Origin of the sequence: Hyphococcus luteus (assembly GCF_002943565.1) — a bacterium.
GTDB classification, from domain to species: domain Bacteria; phylum Pseudomonadota; class Alphaproteobacteria; order Caulobacterales; family Parvularculaceae; genus Hyphococcus; species Hyphococcus luteus.
The window spans coordinates 299,486-317,338 of sequence record NZ_PJCH01000011.1; the positions used below are offsets into that span (position 1 = coordinate 299,486).

17 protein-coding genes are annotated in these 17,853 nt (G+C 60.6%); 8 read left to right on the plus strand and 9 right to left on the minus strand.

Annotated features, from left to right (window positions below):
* Positions 1–15: 15 nt before the first annotated feature.
* The 9 genes from CW354_RS15650 to CW354_RS15690 all read right to left on the minus strand — a co-directional run bounded on the left by CW354_RS15650 (position 16) and on the right by CW354_RS15690 (position 10,900).
* A complete protein-coding gene (locus CW354_RS15650; RefSeq protein ID WP_104831021.1) occupies positions 16–267 on the minus strand; it encodes a MoaD/ThiS family protein in 252 nt (83 codons plus the stop codon).
* 3 nt (positions 268–270) lie between these two features.
* Positions 271–1,275 (minus strand): GTP 3',8-cyclase MoaA, encoded by a 1,005-nt coding sequence (gene moaA, locus CW354_RS15655; protein ID WP_104831022.1) that lies wholly within the window; start codon positions 1,273–1,275, stop codon positions 271–273.
* 71 nt (positions 1,276–1,346) lie between these two features.
* Positions 1,347–2,072: a class I SAM-dependent methyltransferase gene (locus tag CW354_RS15660; RefSeq protein ID WP_207764844.1), complete on the minus strand. Its 726-nt coding sequence runs from the start codon at positions 2,070–2,072 to the stop codon at positions 1,347–1,349.
* 28 nt (positions 2,073–2,100) lie between these two features.
* Entirely contained in the window at positions 2,101–3,801 is a 1,701-nt protein-coding gene (locus CW354_RS15665) for a formate--tetrahydrofolate ligase (protein WP_104831024.1), read from the minus strand.
* 59 nt (positions 3,802–3,860) lie between these two features.
* Complete coding sequence (fdhD, locus tag CW354_RS15670; protein ID WP_104831025.1) at positions 3,861–4,670, minus strand: formate dehydrogenase accessory sulfurtransferase FdhD; 810 nt, start codon at positions 4,668–4,670, stop codon at positions 3,861–3,863.
* 53 nt (positions 4,671–4,723) lie between these two features.
* Positions 4,724–7,573 carry a formate dehydrogenase subunit alpha gene (gene fdhF, locus CW354_RS15675; RefSeq protein ID WP_104831026.1) on the minus strand — a complete coding sequence of 950 codons (2,850 nt, stop codon included), beginning with the start codon at positions 7,571–7,573 and terminating at the stop codon, positions 4,724–4,726.
* An 11-nt stretch (positions 7,574–7,584) separates the two neighbouring features.
* Positions 7,585–9,141, minus strand: coding sequence for a formate dehydrogenase beta subunit (locus CW354_RS15680; protein ID WP_104831027.1), 1,557 nt, complete (start codon positions 9,139–9,141; stop codon positions 7,585–7,587).
* Positions 9,138–9,596 carry an NADH-quinone oxidoreductase subunit NuoE family protein gene (locus CW354_RS15685; RefSeq protein ID WP_104831028.1) on the minus strand — a complete coding sequence of 153 codons (459 nt, stop codon included), beginning with the start codon at positions 9,594–9,596 and terminating at the stop codon, positions 9,138–9,140. Before CW354_RS15685 ends, CW354_RS15680 begins: the two co-directional genes overlap by 4 nt.
* A 59-nt stretch (positions 9,597–9,655) precedes the next feature.
* Positions 9,656–10,900: a LysR family transcriptional regulator gene (locus tag CW354_RS15690; RefSeq protein WP_133162339.1), complete on the minus strand. Its 1,245-nt coding sequence runs from the start codon at positions 10,898–10,900 to the stop codon at positions 9,656–9,658.
* A gap of 105 nt (positions 10,901–11,005) precedes the next feature.
* Here CW354_RS15690 and CW354_RS15695 point away from each other — a divergent pair, with 105 nt between their 5' ends.
* Genes CW354_RS15695 through CW354_RS15730 form a run of 8 tightly spaced genes read left to right on the plus strand, consistent with a single transcriptional unit; the run spans position 11,006 to position 17,849 of the window.
* Complete coding sequence (locus CW354_RS15695; RefSeq protein WP_104831030.1) at positions 11,006–11,707, plus strand: 4-carboxy-4-hydroxy-2-oxoadipate aldolase/oxaloacetate decarboxylase; 702 nt, start codon at positions 11,006–11,008, stop codon at positions 11,705–11,707.
* Positions 11,701–12,795 (plus strand): 4-oxalomesaconate tautomerase, encoded by a 1,095-nt coding sequence (locus CW354_RS15700; RefSeq protein ID WP_423793540.1) that lies wholly within the window; start codon positions 11,701–11,703, stop codon positions 12,793–12,795. The genes CW354_RS15695 and CW354_RS15700 overlap by 7 nt, the downstream gene beginning before the upstream one ends.
* Positions 12,792–13,673, plus strand: a complete 882-nt coding sequence (locus CW354_RS15705; RefSeq protein WP_104831032.1) for an NAD(P)-dependent oxidoreductase — start codon at positions 12,792–12,794, stop codon at positions 13,671–13,673. The genes CW354_RS15700 and CW354_RS15705 overlap by 4 nt, the downstream gene beginning before the upstream one ends.
* The gene (locus CW354_RS15710; RefSeq protein ID WP_104831033.1) at positions 13,670–14,692 is read left to right on the plus strand and encodes an amidohydrolase family protein; all 1,023 of its coding nucleotides are present in this window, start codon (positions 13,670–13,672) and stop codon (positions 14,690–14,692) included. The genes CW354_RS15705 and CW354_RS15710 overlap by 4 nt, the downstream gene beginning before the upstream one ends.
* A 7-nt stretch (positions 14,693–14,699) precedes the next feature.
* Positions 14,700–15,611, plus strand: a complete 912-nt coding sequence (locus CW354_RS15715) for an amidohydrolase family protein (protein ID WP_104831034.1) — start codon at positions 14,700–14,702, stop codon at positions 15,609–15,611.
* The gene (gene ligA, locus CW354_RS15720; protein WP_104831035.1) at positions 15,611–16,015 is read left to right on the plus strand and encodes a protocatechuate 4,5-dioxygenase subunit alpha; all 405 of its coding nucleotides are present in this window, start codon (positions 15,611–15,613) and stop codon (positions 16,013–16,015) included. Before CW354_RS15715 ends, ligA begins: the two co-directional genes overlap by 1 nt.
* A gap of 4 nt (positions 16,016–16,019) precedes the next feature.
* On the plus strand, positions 16,020–16,868 hold the full coding sequence (locus tag CW354_RS15725; RefSeq protein WP_104831036.1) for a class III extradiol dioxygenase subunit beta: 849 nt from the start codon (positions 16,020–16,022) through the stop codon (positions 16,866–16,868).
* A gap of 30 nt (positions 16,869–16,898) precedes the next feature.
* Positions 16,899–17,849, plus strand: coding sequence for a Gfo/Idh/MocA family oxidoreductase (locus tag CW354_RS15730; RefSeq protein WP_104831037.1), 951 nt, complete (start codon positions 16,899–16,901; stop codon positions 17,847–17,849).
* The last annotated feature ends 4 nt before the right edge of the window (positions 17,850–17,853 follow it).

A 17,853-nucleotide genomic window follows, 5' to 3' on the forward strand; every position in this document is an offset into this window, starting at 1 on the left:
GTTCGAATCATGGGGTTAGCCCCCGCTCACTGGCGGTAGGAAAGCGATCTCGTCTTTATCGCCGATGGCGGCGTCACGGCTGGCGAGTGTTTCGTTGACGATAAACCGCACGGATTTTTCGTTAAGCGACGCCCCAAGCGCAGCGTCCTCATCGCCGAGCACGGCGACAAGATCATCGATCGTCCGGGTTTCGGGCTCAAGCTTGACCTGTCGGGCGCGGGCGCCGGCGGCGTCCGCCAGTTTGCCGAAGAACAGAAGGCGCGCCATGGCTCAGCCTCCCGTGACGGACATATGCCGCGCCACGGCGGGCGCGGCGCCACGTTCGGAAATATCAAAGCCGTGGCGTTCGGGTTTTTTGAGCATCGCCCGGTCAAGCGCGGCGTTGAGCGCCTCGTCGGGATTTTCCCCGCGCATGGCCGCGCGCAGGTCGATCTTGTCGCCATGCCCGAGACACATATAGATCTCGCCGGTGCAGGTGACGCGCACGCGGTTGCAGCCGGCGCAGAAATTATTGGTGAGCGGCGTGATCAGGCCGAGCACGCCGCCGGTCTCCTCGATCTTCACATAGCGCGCCGGCCCGCCGGTCTTCTTGTCGATGGGCGTCAAGGTCCAATGCGAGGCAAGCGCATCCTGCACGGCGGTGAGCGGCAGATACTGATCGACGCGGTCCCCCTCGATTTCACCGAGCGGCATCACCTCGATCAAAGTCATCTCCATGCCGCGGCCATGGGCCCATTCGATCATGGGCGCTATCTCATTCTCATTGACGCCTTTCAGCGCCACGGTGTTGATCTTGACCTCAAGCCCTGCATCCTGCGCCGCATCTAGGCCTTTCAGAACCTGAGAAAGCCGGTCGCGCTGCGTCAGCATTTCGAACTTCGCATCGTCCAACGTGTCGAGCGAAACATTGATGCGCTTGACGCCGAGCGAACACAGAACATCCGCATGGTGAGCAAGCTGGGTGCCGTTGGTGGTCAGCGTCAGTTCGTCGAAGTCGCCCGCCTCCAGCCTGCGCCCGAGCCGCGCCATAAGGGTCATGATGTCCCGGCGCACCAGGGGCTCGCCGCCGGTGACGCGGATTTTCTTGACGCCGCGATCGATAAATGCGCCGGCCAGCCGTTCCAGTTCTTCAAGGGAGAGCACATCGCGCTTGGGCAGGAACTTCATGTCCTCCGCCATGCAATAGGTGCAGCGCAGATCGCACCGGTCCGTCACCGAAAGGCGCAGATAGGTAATCTGGCGGCCGAATGTGTCAGTCAATGATTTCAGCAGCATAGGCGCTTACTCTTACACAAGTCTCGATCTGTCGGCAATTTGGCCCTTATGGCTCAGCGTTCAAGAAGGCGTTAACCGCTTTCCGGCTTTCGGCCCGAAACGCCGGTGGCGCAACCAAAGAAATAGGGCCGCACCTCCGCCAACAGGCCTTCCTCCTCAAGTTTCTCAGCGAAAGGCCGGATATCCCCGAAATTCATGCAATAGGCGCCTATCATGGAGAAATCCTGCGCGCCTCGAAGCATGGTCTTTTCCACCAGCGGAAGCACCCTTTTGAGGTGAAAAAGGTAGAGCGGCCGCAAGCCCCAGCCTTTCGGGTCTGAGGCTTCAATAAACGAATAGACGCCGCCAGGTTTGAGGACGCGCGCCGTCAATGAGGCAAGCTTTTCCTGCTGATCAAGATTGAATGTCTTCAGCCCGAACGTGGAAATCACGAAATCGGCGCTTTCATCAGGCAAGGCGCTTTCGAGAACATCGTCTTCTATGAAGTCAATCTTCTCGGAACGCATGGCGTGCAGCCGTTTCATGGCGCGCCGGTGCATGCCCGAAGAAATATCAACCGCGGTAATGCTTTCGATATTCGGTTTCGCCTTAAACAGATGCGGCCAGACTTCGCCGGTGCCGGCCATCAGGTCGTAACCGCAGAGCGCATCTCCGGCTATCGGCGAAAGCGCTTCGACGCTTTGCCGCCGCCATCTCTCGGTGAAGCCTAATGAGCAGGCGTAACTGAAAGCGATGTAGCGGCCCGAGCAGCGATCAAACACGCCCTTCACATAGGAAGGGTCATAAATGTCCTGCACGTCTCGGGCCCCGCAGCCCCGCGCCTGTCTACGCAAGTCCCACGATCTGACCATCGGGGCCAAGGCCGATTTCGAGCGCCGCCGGTTTCTTCGGAAGGCCTGGCATGGTCATGATGTCGCCGCAGACCGCCACGACAAAGCCCGCGCCCGCGGAAAGCCGCGCCTCGCGCACCTCCAGCGTATGGCCCGACGGCGCCCCGAGATTGGTCGGGTCCGTCGAGAAGCTGTATTGCGTTTTGGCGATACACACGGGAACGTGACCGAAGCCGAGCTTTTCGAATTCCTTGAGGCTGTTCTCCGCCGCCTTGGAAAGCGAAATCCCGCCCGCGCCGTAAATTTCTTTCGCCACGGTTTCGATCTTTTTCGCCAGCGGCGCATCGTCGGAATAGATGAACTTGCCTTCGGCCTTATCCTTGTCAAGCTCTTCCTTGACCGCGGTCGCGAGATCGACAGCGCCCTTGCCGCCTTCGGCCCAGTGCTTCGACAATACGACTTTCACACCCAACTCTTCGCCGAGCTTCTTGATCACCGCGACCTCTTCATCCGTATCGTGAATAAAGTGGTTGATGGCGACAACCGGATTGAGGCCGTATTTCTTGAGATTGGTGATGTGGCGCTTGAGATTGACCGAGCCCTTTTCGACAGCGCCCGGATTTGCATCGCCGAGATCGCCCTTGGCGACGCCGCCCTGCATTTTAAGAGCGCGCACCGTGGCGACCAGCACCACTGCGTCCGGCCACAGGCCAGACTGGCGGCATTTGATGTCGAGGAATTTCTCCGCGCCGAGATCGGCGCCGAAGCCGGCTTCGGTCACGACCACGTCGGCGAGTTTCAGCGCCGTCTTGGTCGCCATCACCGAGTTGCAGCCATGAGCGATGTTTGCGAACGGACCGCCATGGATGAAGGCCGGGTTGTGTTCGATGGTCTGAACGAGGTTCGGCTGCAGCGCGTCTTTCAGCAGCACCGCCATGGCGCCGTCGGCGCCGATGTCGCCCGCCGTCACCGGCGTCTTGTCGCGCCGCCGCCCGATAATGATCTTCGACAGACGATCCTGCAGATCGGCGATGTCGTTGGCGAGACAGAGGATCGCCATGATCTCCGAGGCGACGGTGATGTCGAAGCCGTTCTCGCGGGGCACGCCGTTGGCGGGGCCGCCAAGACCGATGACGATGTTCCGGAGCGCGCGGTCGTTCATGTCGACGACGCGGCGGAACGCAACGCGGCGCGGGTCGATGTCCTGCTCGTTACCCCAATAAATGTGATTGTCGATCATCGCCGCGAGCAGCGAATGCGCCGAGGTGATGGCGTGGAAGTCGCCGTTGAAATGAAGGTTGATGTCTTCCATGGGAATGACCTGGGCGCGCCCGCCCCCGGCGGCGCCGCCTTTCATCCCGAAGCAGGGCCCGAGCGACGGCTCGCGCAGGCAGACCATGGCGTTGACGCCGATTTGGTTGAAGCCGTCGGTGACGCCGACGCTGGTCGTCGTCTTGCCCTCGCCCGCGGGGGTCGGCGTGATGGCTGTGACGAGCACCAGCTTGCCGTCTTTGCGGTCTTTCACCGAATTGATGTAATCGAGCGAGACCTTCGCCTTGAAATGGCCGTAGGGCGCCAGCGCCTCGGGCGGCACGGAAAGGCGTTTTTCCGCCAAAGGCAGGATCGGATCCATCTTGGCGGCGCGCGCGATTTCAATGTCCGGAGCACCCGGAGCAGGCAGATTATCTTGCGTCATGCGATAAATAGCCGGATCTCCCGGCCCTCCCTTCTTTTGATTGTATGTATAACATACATTTATGGGGCGGCGCGAACAAAACTGTTTCCGTTCCGGCAGTAAAGCGCAATATTTGCTTCCTTCGCTTTCGCAATTGCGAAGCCCGTGGGGCCCGAAACGCTGGCCACGGCGCGCACGCCGAGGCGCGCCGACTTCTCGATGATTTCATAGGAACAGCGGCTCGACATCAACACGAAACCGTCAGCCATCTCCGTCTTGTTTCGGGCGAGTGCGCCGAGAAGTTTGTCGAGGGCGTTGTGGCGGCCGACATCCTCGCGGGCGAGCAGAATCTCGCCATGGAGCGAGGCCCAGGCTGCGCCGTGCACCGTCTTGGTGAGCTGGTTCAAAGGCTGCCAGTCGCGCAAGGCTCCGAGTGCGCGAGTAAGCGCATCGGTCGCGAGCGCCATCGCCGTCTCGCTCGTCTTCGGCAGCGTCTCGAAAAAGGTTTCGGCGTTTTCCAGCCCGCAGACGCCGCAGCCGGCCCGGCCCACGAGATTGCGCCGCTGCTGGCGGATGTCGAGGCGTTCGAGTTTCTCCGGCGCAATGGCGATATGGAGTTCAACCCCGCGTTCGCTTTGGCGAATGTCGACCGAGGAAATCTCATCCGCCGCATCGACAACGCGCTCGGTCAGCGTGAAGCCGACGGCGAAATCCTCCATGTCGGCGGGCGTCGCCAGCATAACCGCATAATTGCGCTGGTTATAAACGAAGGCGACCGGGGTTTCTTCCGGCACATGCCATTGTCCGGTTTCGGCGCCGTCCGTGATCGCCGTCTCGCGTTCGAGCGGCGGCGCGTCGCCGGTCGTCGTGAATGAAATTCCCTTGCTCATGCTGATCTTCCCCGCTCACCCGACTCAAAGTCGGGTGAGTGGACTAGGAACCATCACTCCGCGGGCTCAACGACGCCGCGCTCAAGGATGCGCCGCAGATCCGGCGTCGTCGCTTCGTATTCTTCCTGCCACTCGGATTTGTGGTTCGCCGGCGTGATTTCGACGGCGGTCACCTTGTATTCCGGACAGTTTGTCGCCCAGTCGGAGTTCTCGGTGGTCACGATATTCGCCCCGCTCTCCGGATGGTGGAAGGTGGTGTAAACGACGCCCGGCGCCACGCGCTCGGAAATTTTCGCGCGCAGGGTGGTCTCGCCCTTGCGGCTGCGGATCGACACCCAATGCCCCTCATGAACGCCGCGCGCCTCGGCGTCCGAGGGGTGAATTTCAAGCACGTCCTCATGATGCCAGTCGCTGTTCTGGGTGCGCCGCGTCTGTGCGCCCACATTATATTGCGACAGGATGCGACCCGTCGTCAGGATCAGCGGGAACTTGCGGTTGGCCTGCTCCGTTGTCGGCACATAGTCGGTAAGGACGAAATGCCCCTTGCCGCGCACGAACTCGCCGATATGCATGACCGGCGTGCCGTCCGGCGCTGCTTCGTTGCAGGGCCACTGAACGCTGCCCTTCTCGTCCAGCATCTTAAAGGAAACGCCGGCGAAGGTCGGCGTCAGCCGCGCGATCTCGTCCATGATTTGCGACGCGTTTTCATAAGGCATCTTGTAGCCCATGGCTTCGGAAAGCGCGGCGGTGATGCGCCATTCCTCCATGCCCTGCTGCGGCTTAATCGCCGGGCGCACCCGGTTGATGCGCCGCTCGGCGTTGATGAAAGTGCCGTCCTTTTCGAGGAAAGACGTGCCCGGTAGGAAGACATGGGCGAAGCGCGCCGTCTCGTTGAGAAAAAGGTCCTGCACGATAAGACATTCGAGCGAGGAGAGCGCCTGCTCCACATGGTGCGTGTTGGGATCGGACTGGGCGATGTCCTCGCCCTGCACATACATGCCTTTATATTTGCCGGCGATCGCCTCGTCGAACATGTTCGGGATGCGGAAGCCGGGTTCGGGATCAAGCTCGACGCCCCAGTCGCCTTCGAACTCGCCGCGCACCGCATCGTCGGCGACGGAGCGGTAACCGGGAAGTTCATGCGGGAAGGAGCCCATGTCGCAGGAGCCCTGAACATTATTCTGGCCGCGCATGGGATTCACGCCGACGCCGAGCCGGCCGATATTGCCGGTCGCCATGGCGAGGTTCGCCATGCCCATGACCATGGTCGAGCCCTGGCTGTGCTCGGTGACGCCAAGCCCGTAATAGATCGCGCCGTTGCCGCCAGTGGCGTAAAGCCGCGCGGCGGCGCGGATGTCTTCGGCCGGAACGCCGGTGATCTTTTCTACATTCTCCGGCGAATTCACCGGGTCGGCGGCGAAGTCGCGCCATTCGGCGAACGAGTCGTCCTCGCAGCGCGCCTTCACGAATTCCTCATCGACGAGCCCTTCGGTCACCACCACATGGGCGAAGGCGTTGATCAGCGCGACATTGGTGCCGGGCTTCAATTGCAGATGATAATCCGCCTCGATATGGGGCGTGCGAACGAGATCGATGGCGCGCGGGTCGGCGATGATGAGCTTTGCGCCTTCACGCAGGCGGCGCTTCATCTGCGAGCCGAAGACGGGGTGCGCCTCGGTCGGGTTGGAGCCGATGACGACGATGACGTCAGCTTCCTCGACGCTGTCGAAATGCTGCGTGCCCGCGGACGTGCCGAAAGTCTGTTTGAGACCGTAGCCGGTGGGCGAATGGCAGACGCGCGCGCAGGTGTCGGTATTGTTGTTGTGAAACGCCGCGCGGATCAGTTTCTGGACCAGCCACACCTCTTCATTGGTGCAGCGCGAGGAGGTGATCCCACCGATGGACTTGCGGCCGTATTTGGCCTGGATTTCCTTCAACCGCTTAGCGGAATAGGCGATCGCCTCTTCCCAGCTCACTTCGCGCCAGGGATCTGTAGTCTTTTCACGGATCATCGGGCTCTTGATGCGGTCCTTATGGGTGGCGTAGCCCCAGGCGAAGCGGCCCTTGACGCAGGAATGGCCGTGATTGGCCTTGCCGTCCTTATCCGGAACCATCCGGATGACCTGATCGCCTTTTAGCTCCGCCTTGAAGGAACAGCCGACGCCGCAATAAGCGCAGGTGGTCAGGACCGTGCGATCCGGCACGCCCTCTTCGACCACGGATTTTTCCTGCAGCGTCGCCGTGGGGCAGGCCTGCACGCAAGCGCCGCAGGAAACGCATTCGGAATCGAAGAAATTAGCGCCGCCGACGGCGACTTTCGAGTTGAAGCCGCGACCTTCGATGGTCAGCGCCAGCGTGCCCTGCACCTCGTCGCAGGCTCTGACACAGCGCGAACAGACGATGCATTTCGACGGATCGAATTCGAAATAGGGATTGGAGACGTCTTTGGCCTGACCCAGGTGGTTCTCGCCTTCATAGCCGTAACGCACTTCTCTGAGGCCAACGGCGCCCGCCATATCCTGCAATTCGCAATCGCCATTGTCGGAACAGGTCAGGCAATCAAGAGGGTGGTCGGAGATGTAAAGCTCCATGACCCCGCGACGCAGCTTCGCCAGCCGGTCGGTCTGGGTATGAATCTTCATGCCCTCGCGCACCGGCGTCGTGCAGGAAGCGGGCGTTCCTTTGACGCCGTCGATCTCAACGAGACAGAGGCGGCAGGAGCCGAATGATTTCATCATGTCGGTGGCGCAGAGTTTCGGGATCGAAATGCCGATCTCAGCGGCGGCGCGCATGACGCTCGCGCCTTCCTCCACCTCCACATTGAAGCCGTCGATCTCCACCGTGACCTTTTTATCGGTCTTCGGTTTCGGGGTGCCGTAATCTTTTTCTTTCAAGAGGGCCATTTCGCCTTCTCCTACTCCGCCGCCTGTTTGGCGGGCTTGATCCCGAAATCTTCCGGGAAATGTTTCACAGCGCTCTGCACGGGGATCGGCGTCATGCCGCCCATGGCGCAGAGCGAACCGTCGACCATGAGTTCGCAGAGATCTTCGAGCACGTCGACATTCTTGCCGTGCTCGACGCCTTCCTTGATGCGGTCCATGATTTCAACACCGCGCACCGAACCGACGCGGCAGGGCGTGCACTTGCCGCATGATTCCTCGACGCAGAATTCGAATGCATAACGCGCCTGCTCTAGCAGGTTCACGCTGTCGTCATAAATCACAATGCCGCCATGACCGACGCCCGCGCCGTTCGCCGCCATGGTCTCGTAATCCATTTCAAGATCGAACAGCCGCGGCGACAAATAGGCGCCTAAGGGGCCGCCGATCTGGACGGCGCGCACCGGCCGACCGTTGAGCGTCCCGCCGCCGATATCCTCGACCAGTTCGCGCAGCTTGAGGCCGAAAGCGGTCTCGTAAAGCCCGCCATGTTTCACATTGCCGGCGATCTGGAACGGCATGGTGCCCGTGGACTTGCCCATGCCGTAATCGCGATAGAATTTCGCGCCCTTTTCGAGAATCGCCGGAACCGAGCACAGCGAGATGACATTGTGGACGAGCGTCGGCTTGCCGAAGAGCCCTTCGAGCGCCGGCAAAGGCGGCTTGGAGCGCACTTCGCCGCGCTTGCCTTCAAGGCTGTTCAGGAGCGAGGTCTCCTCACCGCAGATATAAGCGCCGGCGCCGATAAAGACTTCGATGTCGAACGCCTTGCCAGAGCCGCGCACATTCTCGCCGAGCAATCCGGCCTTGCGGGCGTCCGCGATTGCGTCGTTGAGAACGCGCGCCGCCACCGGATATTCCGACCGCAGATAAATATAGCCTTCCGTAGCGCCGACGGCGACGCCCGCAATGGTCATGCCCTCGATCAGGATGAAGGGGTCGCCCTCCATGATCATGCGGTCGGCGAAGGTGCCGCTGTCGCCTTCGTCGGCGTTGACGACGATGTATTTCTGATCGGCTTCAGCGCCGGCGACGGTGCGCCATTTGATGCCCGCCGGGAAACCGGCGCCGCCGCGCCCGCGCAGGCCCGATTCGAAAACCTCTTCGCAAATAGCGGCGCTGTCCATTTTGAGCGCCTTGTCGAGACCGGCATTGCCGCCATGCTTTTCATAATCCTCGACCGACAAGGGATCGATGACGCCGCAACGCCCGAAGATGAGCCGCGTCTGGTTTTTGAAAAACGGAATCTCTTCGACGGCGCCGACGGACTTTTCGTGTTTTCCGTCGCCCATCACAGCATCGAGGAGCGAAGCCGTGTCGCCTTCATCGACGGGACCGTAACCAATGCGCTTGCCGTCTTTCTCAACTTCGACAAGCGGCTCGAGCCAGTGCATGCCGCGCGAGCCGGTGCGCACGATTTTCAGATCAAGCTTGCGCTTGTCCGCTTCCCGGACAAGCGCGTCGGCAAGCTCGTCGGCGCCAAGGGCGACAGCGGCGGAATCCAGCGGCAGGTAAAGCGTGAGCGCCGTCATGATGCGCGCTCCTTCTTCGTCTTCTCGACGACTGCGCCGATTTTATCAGCATTCGCTCGCGCCACAAGCCGATCGCCGACCATGGCGGACGGCGCACAGGAGCAAAGACCGAGACAATAAACCGGTTCTAACGTTAAATCTTTCGACGCGCTGGTGTCGCCCATTTTCAGCGCGAATTTCTTTTCGAGCGCCGCGACGAGGGCGCGTCCGCCCGTCGCCTGACAGGCTTCCGCCGCGCACACGCGCACGACCGTTTCGCCTTGCGGCGCGCGCTTGAAGTCATGGTAAAAACTGATGACACCTTTCACCTCGGCGCGCGTCAGGTTGAACACGTCCGCGGCGACCGCTTCGGTGTCTTCGGGCAAAAACCCGTGTTCTTTCTGCACGGCGTGAAGCGCAGAGATGAGGCCGCCGGTTTTGCCGACGTATGGTTCTATTATGCTGGCTAGCGTCACTTATCGCTCGATTTGGTGGCTACAAAGCTGACTTATAACATATAATTGCCCAGGCGCCCTTATGAAAGAGGGCACAGAGGATGGCGCTTTTGCGAAGCCGCCGCGGCGCCCTGCGCCCGTACGGCGTCGACCAGCGCTTTTTGGGCTGCGGTGGGACGCCAGTTGCGCCGCATGGTTAATCCTATCAGCCGCGTTACCTGTCCCGCCGGATGCGGGCGCGAGGCGAGCATGCCCGCCGATTTTTCATAACCAATCTGGAGATCGGAAAGCAGCATCATGCGATTGCTGTTCAACATAAGCACGCGGGCGGCGCTTAGGGAGTTACACTCAATAACATCTTCCGGCGCCGGAACGCCGAGCCAGGTGAAAAGCGCGTCGAAATGGCGGCGCAAAGGCGATGTGGGGCGCGGCGCAATCCATGGATATTTTGCGAAAGCCGTAGCGCCGTCATCGCTTGCAAGTGCGGGATGCCCGGCGCGCATGACGATGGATAAAGGATCTTCGAACAGAGGCTCTTCGACAATGTCTTTGACGAGCGGGTTTTCACGCACGGCGCCGATGAGGAAATCGGTTTCGCCGCGCCTGAGGCCGATCAGCAGGTCTTCATAAGCGCCATCAAGGATTGAAATGCGGTGTTCGGGATAATCGGCGGCGAAGTCCGCCGCGGCGGCCGGCGCCAGATGGGCGCGCGCCAGGGGCATGGCGCCGATCACAGTGGCGCCTGCCTCCCGGCCGGACAGTTCGCGCAACTCGGCCAGCCCCTGACGCAATTCGCCAAAGGCGAGCCCCGCTTTCAACGCCAGCGCCTCGGCCCGCCTTGTGGGACGCACCCCATGACTGGTGGCTTCGAAAAGCGGCGCGCCCAGCGCCCGTTCGAGGTCTTTGGCGGAACGGTGAACGGTCGGCGCGGCATAGCCTTCCGCCTTGGCGGCGTTAGCAAAACCACCATGGCGGATGATGCTGATCAGCGTCTCGAGACGCCGCCCCGACATGGCCCTCAGGAGGCTCGGCGGCGCACCCTCCCGGCCCGCCGCCTCCCCCAGCCCTTCTTCAAGAAGCGCCAGCGCCGCACGCGCCCGGGGGGCCAGCGCCGCGCCCGCAGGAGTGAGCGCCAGCCTATTGTTTTTGCGTTCAAAAAGGGCCGCTTCCGTCCACTTTTCCAGAGCTTTCAAGGCCTGGCTGGCGGCGGGCTGGGTGAGCCCCAGCCGCGCGGCCGCCACAGAGACCGACCCCGTGGCCGCGATCTCAGTGAAGATTTTCACCCGCCAGATATTCGGCGCATTCGCCATAGTCGATATTACCAAGGCTAGCCATTAGCATTTTCTTATATTGCAGGAGGAATTTCAATTGGCCTTTTCGCGCAAGCAGGCCCATGTGGAACGCGAAATCGTAAATCCTGGGAGAACGCCATGGGCGTCGTCGTCACTAATATCAAACGCACGGATAAAGCGGTCGTAGACGCCTTCGCCGAGGGCAGGTACGGTGTCGCCACGGTGCACGAGGCGCAAGGGCGCAAGGGCCTGCTCGCCCCGGAAATCGGCCCCATCTATAAAGGCGCCTATGTGGCCGGGACCGCCGTCACGATTTCCGCGCCGCCTTGCGACAACTGGATGATCCATGTCGCCGTGGAGCAGTGCCAGCCCGGAGACGTGCTGGTCCTGGCTCCCACCTCTTATTCCGACGCGGGCTATTTCGGCGACCTCCTCGCCACTTCCCTGAAGGCGCGCGGGGTCAAAGGCTTGATCATCGACGCCGGCGTGCGCGATACGAAAGACCTCACAGAAATGGGCTTTCCGGTCTGGTCGAAATGCGTCTTCAGCCAGGGCACGGTGAAAGAAACTCTCGGCAGCGTGAACATTCCGGTGGTCTGCGCCGGCGCGCATGTGAACCCGGGCGATCTCATCATCGCCGATGATGACGGCGTCGTGGTGGTCTCGAAGGAAGAAGCCGCCGACGTCCTCAAAAAATCTCACGAGCGCGAAGCCAACGAGGAATCGAAACGCCAGCGCCTCGCCGCCGGCGAGCTTGGCCTCGACATCTACAAGATGCGCGAGCGTCTCGAAGAAAAGGGCCTCAAATATATCGACCAGAAGGATTACCAGAAATCATGATGACGGCGATCCCTGCGACCCTGATGCGCGGGGGCACATCGAAGGGTCTTTATTTCAACGCCAATGATCTGCCTGCGGACGAAGTGCAGCGCGACAAGGTGCTGCTCGCCGCCATGGGCTCGCCGGACGCGCGCCAGATCGACGGGGTCGGCGGGTCGCATCCTTTGACCAGCAAGGTCGCGGTCATCTCCGCCTCGTCGCGCGGCGACGCCGATGTCGATTATCTTTTCCTGCAAGTAGTCGTCGACAAGCCGGAAGTCTCGTCGAGCCAGAATTGCGGCAACATCCTCGCGGGCGTTGGGCCTTGGGCCGTTGAAAATGGTTTCGTCAAAGCACAGGATGGAACGACGCCGGTGCGCATTCACATGGTCAATACAGGCAGCGTCGCCCTCGCCCATGTGCCGACGCCGGGCGGGGTCGTGGAATATGAAGGCGACGCGCGCATTGACGGCGTGCCCGGAACCGCCGCCGCCATTCCCATCGATTTTCTCGACGTCGCCGGGGCGAGCTGCGGCGCGCTTTTGCCCACCGGCAATGTCGTCGACGAAGTCGACGGCGTGGAAATCACCTGCATCGACAACGGCATGCCGGTGGTGGTTCTGCGCGCCGCCAATTTCGGTCTTTCCGGCGCGGAAAGCCCCGATGAGCTCGAAGCCAATGACGCGCTGAAAAAGCGCATCGAAAGCATAAGGCTTCAGATCGGCCCGAAAATGAATCTCGGCGACGTCGAGAAAAAGACAGTGCCGAAAATGACGCTCGTCTCCCCGCCGCTCTCCGGCGGCGTCGTCAATACGCGAAGTTTCATTCCTCATCGCGTCCACGAAGCCATCGGCGTTCTCGGCGCGGTCTCCGTCGCGACCGCCTGCGTGCTGCCGGGCTCGGTTGCGGAAGGGATTGCTAAAGCCAGCGCCGGGGGCGGCGAACAACGCCTCGACATCGAACACCCCACCGGCTTTTTCACGGTCGACATGGATGTCGCGGTCGAAAACGGCGCGGTCAATGTCAAACGCTCCGCCCTGCTCCGGACCGCGCGCAAGCTGATGCGCGGCGAAGTCTTCATTCCAGGAAAGGTCTGGGACGGGAAATGAACGCTGATCTGAATATTTGCCTCCTGGGTTTCGGCGAAGTGGGCCAAACGCTCGCCGAGGATCTCGCGCCAAAGAATGTCTCGCTTTCCGCTTGGGACATCCTTTTTCTCGACCCCACATCCGAAACATCGAAAGCCGCCGGCGCGCTGACCAAAAGCGAGCATGCGGAAGACGCCGCGAAAAACGCGGACATCATCATCTCCGCCGTCACTGCCGCGCAAACCTTGGATGCGGCGCAAAGCGTCGCCGGGGCTTTAAAGCCCGGCGCGGTCTTCCTCGATCTCAACTCCGCCTCTCCCGGCGTTAAAACCAGAACGGCCGAGCTCATTAACGCCTCCGGCGGGCGGTATGTGGAATCGGCGGTGATGTCGCCCATCGGTCCGAAACGCATCGCCTGTCCCATGTTGTTCGGCGGGCCCTACGCGGAAGAGTTTCTGCCGCGCGCCTATGAACTCGGCTTTACAGGTGCGAAAGTCTTTTCAGAGAAATACGGCAAAGCATCGGCGGCGAAGATGTGCCGCAGCGTCGTCGTCAAAGGCGTCGAAGCGCTGCTGACCGAATCTCTTCTCTCTGCGCGCCATTACGGCGTCGAGGATACGGTCGTCGCGTCGCTGTCCGATCTCTTTCCCGGTCCGGACTGGGAAAAGCTTTCCGCCTATATGATTTCCCGCGCGCTCGAACACGGGAAACGGCGCGCCGAAGAGATGCGCGAAGTCGCTAAAACCGTTGAAGACGCAGGCCTTTCACCCCTGATGAGCTCGGCCTGCGCAGAGCGGCAGGACATTTCCGCCGCTTATCGCTATGCCTTGGAAAACAAAGACCTCCCCGACATGCTGGATGCAATTTTGAAGGGCGCGGGCCCGGAGCGAGCCTTATGATCATCGACTGTCACGGCCACCAGACCATCGTCCCGAAGGCGCATACGGATTTTCGCGCGGCGCAAAAAGCGCGGCTGAAAGACCCATCGCTCCCGAAGCCCATGCAGCCGCAGATGAGCGATGACGAAATCGCTGAAGGCATCGAACAGAACCAGTTGAGACTCCTCAAAGAGCGCGGCGGCGACATGACCATATTCTCCCCGCGCGCTTCGGCCATGGAGCCCCATGTGGGCGACGCCGACACGGCGCTCGAATGGTCCATCGCCTGCAACAACATGATCCACCGCGTCACGCAAATCTTCCCGGAAAACTTCATCGGCGTGTGCATGCTGCCGCAAACGCCGGGCGGCACGCTCGACAATTCCATCGCGGAACTTGAGCGCTGCGTGAACGAGCTCGGCTTTATCGGCTGCAATCTCAATCCCGACCCCTCGGGCGGGCACTGGAACGCGCCGCCGCTGACCGACAAATACTGGTATCCGATCTACGAAAAGATGGTGGAGCTCGAAGTCCCGGCGATGATCCATGTGTCGGGATCGTGCAACCCGACTTTCCACGCCACCGGCTCCTATTACATTGCGGCGGACACCAACGCCTTCATGCAGTTTATCCAGGGCGATCTCTTCAAGGACTTCCCGGATCTGAAACTCGTCATTCCCCATGGCGGCGGCGCCGTGCCTTATCATTGGGGCCGGTATCGCGGGCTCGCCGACATGCTGAAACAGCCGCCGGTGGAAACCCATGTGATGAAGAACGTCTATTTCGACACCTGCGTCTATCACCAGCCGGGCATCGACTTGCTGTTCGACGTGATCGAGATCGACAATATTCTGTTCGGCTCGGAAATGGTCGGCGCCGTGCGCGGCGTCGATCCGCAGACGGGCCAGTATTTCGATGACACAAAGCGTTATGTGGACAATTTGGGTCTCTCGAAAGACGACCTATATAAAGTCTATGAAGGCAATGCGCGGCGCGTTTATCCGCGTCTCGACAAATTCCTGAAGGCGAAAGGCAAGTAACGCCCCCATGAGCGCAGCTAGCGAAATATTCGAAAAGACGCCGGGCTGGCTCGACTGGTTCGAAGGGCCGTCAAAGCCGAAATTCACGCCGCCGCCGGGCGCCGTCGACGCCCATTGCCATGTCTTCGGGCCGGGCCATGAATTTCCGTTTGCGCCGGAGCGCAAATACACCCCCTGCGATGCTTCGAAGGCGCAACTCTACGCCCTGCGCGATCATCTGGGATTTTCGCGCAATGTGCTGGTGCAAGCGACCTGTCACGGTGCGGACAACAGCGCGACCGTCGACGCCGTCATGAGTTCCGGCGGAAAAGCCAAGGGCATTGCCTCGGTCAAACCTTCCGTCACCGACGAAGAGCTCGACTATCTGAACGCCAACGGCGTCAAGGGGGTGCGTTTCAATTTCGTCAAACGCCTCGTCGATCCGCTGCCACCCCCTGTGCTCGCGGAACTCGTCGAGCGCATCAACAAATTCGGCTGGCATATCGTCATCTATTTCGAAGCGCCGGACCTGCCTGAACTTTACGATTTCATTTCCGGCATTTCGACCACGGTCGTCGTCGACCATATGGGCCGGCCCGACGTCACGAAGGATGTGGACGGACCGGAGTTCTCTCTTTTCCAGAAACTTCTGGAGGAGAACAAGCATATCTGGTCGAAGGTCACCTGCCCGGAGCGACTCTCGAAATCCGGCCCGCCGACTTATGACGACTTCGTTCCTTTCGCGCGGCGCATCGTCGAACGCTTTCCAACCCGTGTCCTGTGGGGCACGGACTGGCCGCATCCGAATCTCAAATCGCACATGCCCGACGACGCCTGGCTCGTTGACATGATCCCGCGCATCGCGCCGAGTGAGGCGCTTCAGCAAAAACTACTCGTCGATAATCCCATGCGGCTCTACTGGCCGGAGGAGTGCAACTAATGAAACAGGACATTCACGAATATCTGGCCGAGCTGGAGGATATTCCCGGCACGCGCGTCTATACGACGGCGCGCGCGCGCAAGGGCTACTGGGTGAACCAGTTCGCCATGAGCCTCATGAAAAAGGAAAACCGCGACCGCTGGCGCGCCGACGAACGGGCCTATCTCGACGAATGGCCCATGACCGAAGAGCAAAAGCAGGCGCTCTTAGACCGCGATTACGACAAGCTCCTCGATCTCGGGGGCAATATTTATTTCCTGGCCAAAGTCTTCTCGACCGACCGGCTGTCCTATCTGCAGGCCGTCTCCACAATGACCGGCATGAGCGAAGAAGATTATCGCAATATGATGCTGTCGGGCGGACGTTCGCCCGAGGGCCTGCGTTCCAAATCGAAAGGTTACTAGTTTAATGGCCCACATCACTGCAGGCATTGCATCAAGTCACGTTCCGGCCATCGGCGCGGCGGTTGATCTCGGCAAGACCGAAGAAGACTACTGGAAGCCCGCCTTCGCCGGTTTCGACTGGACGAAAGAATGGATCCTGAAACCGGAAAACAAGCCGGACGTGGTGATCCTGGTCTATAATGACCACGCCAGCGCTTTCGACATGAATCTCATTCCGACTTTCGCCATAGGCTGCGCGGACGAGTTCAAACCGGCCGACGAAGGCTGGGGCCCGCGCCCGGTGCCGGTCGTGAAAAACCACGCCGATCTCGCCTGGCATATCGCCCAAAGCTGCATCCTCGATGAATTCGACATGACCATCATCAACAATATGGATGTGGATCACGGCCTCACCGTGCCGCTTTCCCTGATGTTCGGTCAGCCGGAAGAGTGGCCCTGCAAGATCATTCCGCTCGCCGTGAATGTCGTCACCTATCCGCCCCCGACGGGCAATCGCTGCTATAATTTGGGCAAGGCGATCCGCGACGCGGTTGAAAGCTTCCCGGAGGACCTGAAAGTCCAGGTCTGGGGCACCGGCGGCATGAGCCACCAGCTTCAAGGCAAGCGAGCCGGCCTGATCAATAAGGAATGGGACCAGAAATTCCTCGACGACCTCAGCGCCGATCCCGAACGTTTACGCAAGATGCCGCATATCGAATATCTCCGTGAAGCGGGCTCGGAAGGCATTGAGCTCGTCATGTGGCTGATCATGCGCGGCGCGCTCGGCGACAAGGTGAAAGAGCTGCATCGCCATTATCATGTGGCCGCCTCGAACACCGCGCTCGGCCATATCGTTCTCGACCCGCAAGACTAAACGCAACGCAAGCAAGAAAGGACCGATAGAATGAAAGTAGTTCTCGCCGGCGCCGGCGCCTTCGGCCTTAAACATCTCGACGGCATCAAAAACATCGACGGCGTGGAAGTCGTCTCCATCGTGGGCCGCCGCCTCGAGCCCACGCAGAAAGTCGCCGACGAATACGGCATTCCTCACGCGACCACGGAGCTTTCCGAAGCGCTGGAACAGCCCGGCGTCGAGGCGGCGATCCTGTGCACGCCAACGCAAATGCACGCAGAGCAAGCGATCCAATGCATGGACGCCGGCAAACATGTAGAAGTGGAAATCCCGCTCGCCGACTCATGGGCCGACGCCGAGGCCGTAATGAAAAAGCAAAAAGAAACCGGCCTTGTCTGCATGGTCGGCCATACGCGCCGGTTTAATCCGTCGCATCAATGGGTTCACAACAAGATCACGGCGGGCGAGCTCGCGATCCAGCAGATGGACGTGCAGACTTACTTTTTCCGCCGCAAAAATATGAACGCCAAGGGCGAGCCGCGGTCCTGGACGGACCACCTTCTGTGGCACCATGCGGCGCATACGGTCGATCTCTTCCAGTATCAGACCGGCGAGAAGATCACGGTCGCCAACGCCATCGAGGGCCCGATCCATCCGGAGCTCGGCATCGCCATGGACATGTCGATCCAGCTCAAGACGGAGAAAGGCAAGATCCTGACCCTGTCCCTGTCCTTCAATAATGACGGGCCGCTTGGCACCTTCTTCCGCTATATCTGCGACAACGGCACATACATTGCCCGCTATGACGATCTCGTGACCGGGAGGGAAGAGCCTGTTGACGTCTCGAACGTGGATGTTTCCATGAACGGCATCGAATTGCAGGACCGGGAGTTCTTCGCCGCCATCAAGGAAGGACGCGAACCAAACTCCAGCGTCGCGCAAGTGTTGCCTTGCTACAAAACGCTCTACGATCTTGAGGAGCAGTTGAAAGCGCAAGACTGAATGT